At 67.9% G+C, this 8148-nt stretch carries 5 protein-coding genes; 4 read left to right on the top strand and 1 reads right to left on the bottom strand.

The genetic code is table 11. From position 1 onward, the window contains the following. The first annotated feature begins 565 nt into the window (after positions 1 to 565). From OA56_RS01965 to OA56_RS01950, 4 genes are read left to right on the top strand one after another with little or no spacing between them, the layout of a single operon-like run. Entirely contained in the window at positions 566 to 2515 is a 1950-nt protein-coding gene (locus OA56_RS01965) for a phosphate transport regulator (protein WP_461583265.1), read from the top strand. Then, the gene (locus tag OA56_RS01960) at positions 2512 to 4149 is read left to right on the top strand and encodes a PEP/pyruvate-binding domain-containing protein (RefSeq protein ID WP_055423293.1); all 1638 of its coding nucleotides are present in this window, start codon (positions 2512 to 2514) and stop codon (positions 4147 to 4149) included. The genes OA56_RS01965 and OA56_RS01960 overlap by 4 nt, the downstream gene beginning before the upstream one ends. Next, a complete protein-coding gene (locus OA56_RS01955) occupies positions 4142 to 5314 on the top strand; it encodes a glycosyltransferase family 4 protein (RefSeq protein WP_055423292.1) in 1173 nt (390 codons plus the stop codon). Before OA56_RS01960 ends, OA56_RS01955 begins: the two co-directional genes overlap by 8 nt. A gap of 12 nt (positions 5315 to 5326) precedes the next feature. Then, positions 5327 to 6166, top strand: a complete 840-nt coding sequence (locus OA56_RS01950) for a UDP-2,3-diacylglucosamine diphosphatase (RefSeq protein WP_055423291.1) — start codon at positions 5327 to 5329, stop codon at positions 6164 to 6166. Between the two features lie 45 nt (positions 6167 to 6211). Here the strand turns inward: OA56_RS01950 and OA56_RS01945 are convergent, their stop codons facing one another. After that, positions 6212 to 7996: a GGDEF domain-containing protein gene (locus OA56_RS01945; RefSeq protein ID WP_198289004.1), complete on the bottom strand. Its 1785-nt coding sequence runs from the start codon at positions 7994 to 7996 to the stop codon at positions 6212 to 6214. Positions 7997 to 8148: the final 152 nt, after the last annotated feature.

Raw genomic sequence — 8148 nt, 5'->3', positions numbered from 1 at the left:
GAAATTTACAGAAAAAAGGTTGCACAACCCGATCCGTCCTGCGTGCTCGCGGGCACGATAGCCCGGTTTCAGCCTTTGCGTGGCGAACCGGTCGGCTGCATCGACCAGTGCCTGTTGGTCTTCGCTGAGCGAGAACTCCATCTCCCCCCCTTCCTTCTTTTATCGTCAGTTTTTCTTTTCATTCCGCCGACGAGGATCAGTCTAGGGGAAGGGAAAGTTAATGTCAATACATTTACTTTTACACCTGAAAATTTGATTCGTGGCATGATTTTTATTGAAAACAGGTTGACACGATAATCGCAGGCTGCTAGCGTGGCTTCCCGAACGTCCCGTCGAAAGGGGCGCGTCTAAGGAGGAGACCATGGAGTTCAACCCTGTTTTACTTTTTCGCCACCGACCTGCCATGGTCGCTGCAGGTATTCATGCTAACGGGTACGGGAAGCGGGTGGCTGAGAGAGTGCGTTAGAGAGCCGGGAAGAGGCTTGGCCCCGGTATCGTCTCATGTCATCGCTGCGCAATCTTTCCGCGTCAGACTCGGGGCATCGTGGTCGCGCCGGAGGGAAAGATGCGCAAGGAAGAGGCGGTGGCGGCGCTGGGACAGCGTTCCTTGCTGTTGCCCGGCTGGGTGCAGGCGGCGCTGGCGGCCAATGACCGGCTCAAGCTCTATCTGAGCTTGCTGCAGGAGGCGGCGCGCCATGCCGGTGATCCGCAGGCGGCGGTGACGGACTGGTCGGCCGAGTTCGCCCGGGCGGGGGTGACGGAGACGGGGTGGCTGCAGGAGCTGGTGCGCAGCGCCTATCTTGCCGACGGGGTGCTGATGCTGCGCCATCTCGACCGGTGGTGCGAGGCGGTGGCGGCCGATCTGCAGACGATGGCGCGCCCCGTGTGCGAGTCTGCACCGTCGGGGCCGGCCGAGCTGCTGGCGCGGCGCGATGCCTGGCTCGAATTCTTGCATTCGCTCGATCCGCAGGAGGGGCTGGAACCCGAGCAGCTCGCTGCCTTGACGCATGGCGAGCGCGAGCGCGGCGATAGCCTGCACCTGCTGGTGATGGACCTGCACAAGGCGCTCAATGCGCTGGCCGCCGAGATCGCCACCGAGGAGCTCGACGGGGCGAACGTCTGGGGGCTCGCGCCCGAGGATCGGCCCTTGGTGCGGGCGTTCATGCGCGAACTCAGGCGCACGGCACCGCTCAAGTTCTCTCACCCGGGGCTGGATACGGCGGCCACGCGCGACGGCGCGCGCCTGCTCATCCAAAACGACATCGGTACGAACGACGTGCACGTGCTGGTGGTGACGGTCGAAGATCTGGAGATCCGGCTGAACTATTCGGATCTGCATCGCGGGCGTTTCCGTTTCTTCCAACGCTTGCTGGAGGAGGTCGGTTTCGTCTGGACGGTGCAAACCTCCGCCGCAGGGGCGGGCCTCAACGCGGGGCGGCCCTACATGGTGGGGGAGGCGGTGTTTCGCGGGCAGGATCGCGCTGCGCTCGAGGAGGCGCTGGAGGAGCTGGCTGCCAAGATCGTGTTCGTGATCGACTGGAACCGGGCGCGCAAGCGCTTGCAGCAGTTCGTCGGCAAGGCGCAGGCCCAGGAGATCCTCTACCGGGCGGCCAAGGAGGAGTGCGGGCACATGGGGTGGTTGCTCGCCGGGGGCGAGCGGCTGGTGTTCGCGGCCATGGAATCGGTCGATGGCGAGGCGTTTCGCATCGGCGATCGGCTCGACGAGGTGTTGGGTCCGCAGGCGGCCGGTGAGTACCTCTTCACCTTGCTGCGCGTGTCGAGCCGCATGCTGCTCGAGCGCCAACCGGTGGATCTCGTCGCCGACGAGGCGCGCATCCTGCTCGCCCGTCTGCTGCGGCAGCGCACTTTCGAGCTGGAGCTGCTGGCCGAGCATGCGGCGTATACGCACGCCATCGCGCGCGAGGTCTGCGCCGTGCTGGAGGAGGAGCCTGGGCCCGAGGCGCTCGAAGCGCAGGGGCAACGCGGCAAACAATGGGAGCGCGAGGCCGATCATCTCCTGATGCAGGCGCGTGCGCGTGCCGAGCGTCACAGCCGCTGGCAGCCTCTGGTGGCCTTGATGGAGCATGCCGACGACGTGTCCGATGCGCTCGAGGAGGCGCTCTTTTTGCATTCGCTGCTCTTCGTTGGGCCCTTGGCCGGGCTCACGCCGGGGGCGCGCGAGCCCCTGAGCCGGCTGGCGGACACGACCTTGGCGGCGATTCAGGATCTGGTGCGTGCCGTAGAGATCGCCCGCGCGGTGAGTGCGCAGGGGGAGGCGGAGGACGAGGACGCGTTCTTGCAGACGCTGTGGCGCATCCTGCGCGCCGAGCGCCTGTGCGACCAGCTCGCGCGCGAGGCGAGCCGCGCCATCGTCGCGACCATGTCCGAGAAACCCACGGGGGCACAGATCGCCGGGCAGATGGCTGCCGCGGTGGAGAAAGCCTCCGACGGCCTGCTCGCCGTGGGGTATGCCTTGCGCCAGATGGTGATGGCGCGCACGGGGGTGACGTCATGAACGCGCCGCATTGGCCCGAGGCGTGCTATCTGATCGCTGGTCGTCGGGAGATGGAGACTTTGCCGCGCAAGGCCCATCCTCCGAGCAAAGGGGTGCTGCAGCTCGGGAACAAGGCGTGGAACCTGTGGCTGATGGCGAGCGCCGGCTTGCGCGTGCCGCCGGCGCTGGTGCTGGGAACGCCCTATGCGCACCGGCCGGTCGCGGCGTGGGAGGAGGCGCTCTTCACGGCAGGATTGCCGGCGCTGGAGGCACTCACCGCTCGGCGCCTGGGTGATGCACGTCGTCCCTTGCTCGTGTCGGTGCGCTCGGGGGCGCCGGTGTCGATGCCGGGGATGATGGAGACGGTGCTCGACGTGGGCTTGTGCGACGAGACGGTGCCGGGGCTGCTGCGCCTGACCGGCAATCCGCGGCTGGTGTGGGATTCCTACCGGCGCTTGGTGGCGGGCTACGGCGAGGTGGTGGCCGGGATCGACCCAGGCGTGTTCGAGGCGGCGCTCGCGGAGCTCGCCCAGGGGCGGGAGGAACAGGCGCTCGCTTTCGACACGCTGCGCGCGCTCACGCGCCGTTTCCTGGAGTGCTACCGCGAGCAGGCGGGCGAGGCGTTCCCTCAATCGGTGCGGGTGCAGCTGCGCGAAGCGGTGCGGGCGGTGTTCGCTTCCTGGAATGCCCCCAAGGCCGTGGACTACCGGCGGCATCAGGGGATCGACGACGCGCTCGGTACGGCGGTCACCATCCAGCAGATGGTCTTCGGCAACGCGGACCGGCGCTCGGGGGCCGGGGTGGGATTCACGCGCGACCCGACCGACGGGACGCCGCGGCCGTGGGTGGATTTCCTCTTCGAGGCGCAGGGCGAGGACGTGGTCTCCGGGCGGCGCAATGCCGTGGGGCACGAGCGGCTGGCCGCGCGTCTGCCCCAGGTATGGGAGGAGCTGTGCGACGGTGGGACGAAGCTGGAGCGGCTCTTCGGCGACATGCAGGATTTCGAATTCACGGTGCAGGAAGGCACGCTCTTCTGGCTGCAGGCGCGCTCGGGCAAGCGGACCTTGCGGGCAGCCGCGCGCATCGCCCTCGATTTGCTCGACGAGGGAGTGATCGATGAGCGCGCCGCCTGGGAGCGTACGCGCGACATCGCCTTGGAGGAGCTGGCGACGGTGCGCCTGGCCACCGAGGGAGGGGAGGCGCCGCAGCGGCTCGCGTGCGGGATTCCGGCCTCGCCCGGCATTGCCGGCGGTGAGCTCGCGCTCGATGCCGAACGGGTGGCGGAGCGAGTGGCTCAGGGGGCCAAAGTGATCTTGGTGCGGCAGGATGCCGAGACGGCCGACGTCGCGGCGCTGCGCCAGGCCGGGGGACTGCTCACCCGGCGCGGGGCACGCACCTCGCACGCGGCGGTGGTCGCGCGGCAGATGGGCAAGGTATGCGTGGTCGGGTGCGAGGGCTTGACGATCGACGGCTGGGCGCGCAGCGTGCGCTTCGGCGAGCGGGTCGTGGCCGAGGGAGAGCCGATCACGCTCGATGGCAACGACGGCAGTGTCTATGCCGGACTGGTGCAGACGCAGACCGTTCCTGATGCGGCGCTGCAGGAGCGGCTCGCCGCGCTGCGGGCGCGCTTTGCCGGGGAGGGGGAGAATGCCTGAGCGACGGCTGCGTCTGAGTGTGGTCACCGAGACCTATCCCCCCGAGATCAACGGGGTGGCGCGTACCGTCGGGCGGATGCTGCAGGAGGCGGTCGCCGCGGGCCACGAGCTCGAAGTGGTGCGGCCGGATCAGGGAAGAGCAGAAGGGGAGGAGCTCGCGGGCGTGGCCTCGCTGCGGGTGGGCGCGATCGCCTTGCCGCGTTATCCGGGTTTGCGCATGGGGTGGCCGGCGTATGGACGACTCGTGCGCCATTGGCGGCAGAAGCGGCCCGATGGGGTGCATCTGGTCACCGAAGGACCGCTGGGTCTGGCGGCGCTCGCGGCGGCGCGCCGTCTGGGCATTCCGCTCACCTCGGCCTTGCATACGAATTTCGACGCCTATGGGGCCCATTACGGCCTCGGTTGGTTGCGCGGCGGGATCGCGGCCTATCTACGCGCTTTTCACAATGCGACGCAGTGTACGTTCGTGCCGACGCAGCGCCAGCGCGACGCCCTGCTCGCGGCGGGATACCGCCGGGTCGAGGTGCTCGCGCGCGGCGTCGACGCCGAGCTGTTCTCTCCCGCGCGGCGCGATCCGGCGCTGCGCCGGCACTGGGGCGTAGGGGAGGAGGGGCTGGCGGTGCTCTACGTCGGGCGGCTCGCGCCGGAGAAGAACCTCGATCTGCTCGCGCGGGCGTTTCAGGCCATTGCGGCGCATCGTCCTGAGGCGAAGTTGGTCGTGGTGGGGGAAGGGCCCATGGCGGCCTGCTGGCGGCGCGATCATCCTGAGTTCGTTTTCTGCGGCGCGCGCCGGGGCGAGGATCTGGCAGCGCACTACGCCTCGGCCGATCTCTTCCTCTTTCCGAGCCTGACGGAAACCTTCGGCAACGTCGTGCTCGAGGCGATGGCGAGCGGCCTGCCGCTGGTGGGCTACGACGAGGCGGCGGTGGCCGAGTGCGTGGAGGACGGCGTGAGCGGCTTGTCCTGCCCGCCGGGGGATGAGGACTCCTTCATCGCGCGGGCCTGCCGGATCGCCGCCGATGCCCCCTTGCGGCGGCGTCTGGGCACGGCGGCGCGCGCCGCGGCGGCTCGCCGCTCTTGGGCCGAGATCTTTCGCCAGGCGGAAGCGGTGCTCTGCGCCGTGCTGCAGGAAGGGGGCGAAGCGGTGAGTGTGACATCAGCGTAGAAGGGGGTCGATATGCCTGCCGTTCGTTCCGTCTTTCTCTCGGACATCCACCTCGGGACCCGCGCCTGCAAGGCTGAGCGCCTGGTCGATTTCCTGCGCGAATATCCGGCGCAGTATCTCTACCTCGTGGGCGACGTCGTCGATTTCTGGGCGATGCGCCGCGGCATCTACTGGAGCGCAGCGCAGAATACGGTCGTGCAGAAGATCCTGCGGCGGGCGCGCCACGGCGAGCGAGTGATCTTCATTCCCGGCAACCACGACGAGGCGCTGCGTGAATACGTCGGGGCTGCTTTCGGCGACATCACGCTGCACGCCGAGTACGTGCACCAGACGGCCGACGGACGGCGGTTCCTGCTCATCCACGGCGACGAGTTCGACGAAGTGACGCGCCATCATCGCTGGGTGGCGCTGCTGGGCGATGCGGCCTATGGCGCCCTCGTGCGCGCCAACGTCGTCTGGGCCTGGGTGCGTCGCCGGATGGGGCGGCCGGGCTACTGGTCGCTCGCGGGACACGTCAAGCGCAAGGTGAAGAAGGCGCTGGAGTTCATGTACGGGTTCGAAGACGCGGTGATGCGCAGCGTGCGCGAGCGGGGGCTGGACGGCATCATCTGCGGCCACATCCACTGGGCGGCGATCAAGGAGGTGGACGGTCTCACCTACGCCAACTGTGGCGACTGGGTGGATTCCTGCACGGCCATCGTCGAACACCTCGACGGTCGGCTGGAGCTGGTGGACTGGAATCGGGAGATCGCCCCCCCGCCGCCGCCTCAGGCGCCGCGCCGCCTGCTCGAGCCGCTACCACCCGAAGTCGAGCTCGCCGACGTGCTGCACCGCGCCGACGGCATCCTGTAGGGCCCCTCGGACACCCTGCTGCGCGGTGCTCCTGTAGCGCTCTGCTCACTTCTGCCGGCGGCGTTCGACGAAGAGCGAGCTGCCCGGCGTCTTCTTCGCCATCTTCTTCGCCACCGAGGCCGCTTCGGCCACGGCGTGGTGACTCTCGTAGCGCTGTGGCTCGTCGATGACGACGGCGCCGACCGACAAGGCGCACAGCGGGAAGAAGACCGTTCGCCCTTGCCGGTCCTCGGCCTCGATGCCGCCGCGGGCGCGGTCTTCGGGATGGTAGAACTCTGGGATACGCGCATCGAAGGTGCGCAGCAGCGCCTCGGTGCGTTCCTGCCAGTCGGGACTGCCCCACAGCACGATGAAGTCGTCCCCGCCGATGTGGCCGACGAAATCCCTGGCCGGATCGGTGTGCTCACGCAGCAGTTCGCCCACCAGCCGCAGGATGTCGTCCCCGCGGCGGAAGCCATAGATGTCGTTGTACGGTTTGAAATGATCGAGATCGAGGTAGGCGGCCACGAACGGTTCGCCCCGCTTGAGCCGGGCATCGATCTCCCGCTGGATGGGGACGTTGCCGGGCAGGTTGGTGAGCGGGTTGGCGTGACGGGCCGCCTCGAGCTGCAGGCGGGTGATCTCGCGCAGCAGCGCGTGCCCGTTGCCCAGTCCCAGGTAGCGGCCGGAGTCGGTGATGATGAAGCCCTGCACCAGGTGTTTGGGGTCGAGCTGGGTGATGAGATCCGAGAGTTGCTGCAGGCTCATGCGCCGGTCGATCACCAGCGCGTGGCGGTCGAGATACATAGTGCAGGGTCGGTGTCCGTAGAGCTCGCGCCGGTAGGGGCGGGCGTAGGCATCCATGAAGTGATTGCGCGCGATGAGCCCCAGCGGCACGCCGTCGGCGACCACCGGTTGGGCATAGAGCTCCGGGTCGCGTTCGAAGCGGGCGAAGACTTCCTCGTTCGTCGTCTCCGGCGCAAGCGGGGCGACGTAGTGCACCAGGGAGGCGACGCTCGCCTCTGCGCCCGCGGGTACGGAGGCGTCGAGCACCTGCTCGGAGCGGAAGTGTTCCGGCTCGGGCCGATATTCGGGTCGCGGTTCGGGCCGGCCGAAGAGATACCCCTGACCGAGGGGGATGCCGCACTCGCGCACCACGGCGAGTTCGGCCGGCGTCTCGATGCCCTCGGCGATCACTTGGGTGCGGCTGTTGCGGGCGATGCGCGCGATCGACTCCAAGAATTGCCATTTGATCGGGTCGGCGTGTGCCCCTTGCACGAAGTGTTTGTCAATCTTGACGAAATCCGGCTCGAGCTCCGACCACAATCGCAGCGAAGAAAAGCCTTCGCCCAGATCGTCGATGGCGATGGCAAAGCCGAGGCTGCGGTAGTGCGCCACGGCATGGCGCAATTGGGCGTAGTCCAGGCCCGGCGTGGCTTCGGTGAGCTCGATGACGACTTCCCGCGGTGACAATCCCGCCTGTTCGATCCAGGCGAGCGTCCGGCTTTGATCGCCCGGCTGCACCACCATCGCCCCCGGATCGACGTTGAGCAGCAGTTTCCCTTGGCCGCCTTGAGCAGCGAAAGCGGCGATGACCGTCTCGCGGCAGAGGTATTCGAGCTCGCTCAATCGCCCGAGACGGCGCGCCGCGTCGAAGAGCACCAGGGGAGCGTGCAGCGAACTGTCGCTGGGGCCGCGGATGAGCCCTTCGAAGCCGAGGAGTCCGCCGTCCTCCAGCGTGATCACCGGCTGGAAACGCGCTGCCAGGCGTCGTTCCTGCAACAGGCGTTCCAGCTCGGGGAGGACGTCGGCGGGATAGGGAGGGCACATGATTTCGGTCAGGGAATCCATGGACGAATTTCGCCACGACAAGGCGCATCGCCCGCCATCGTAGGCGAGCTGTGTGACGAGGATGTGACGCCGACGCCGTTGCTGCAAAGAGGCTCAGGCATGATTATTGCTGGTTCTAGTGGGCATGCCGCACGGTGCGGTGGAAATCGGAG

It is taken from the genome of Tepidiphilus sp. HLB4, from assembly GCF_054823945.1.
Note: the sequence above shows the minus strand (reverse complement) of the source record. Positions and strands in the feature narration are given on the sequence as shown.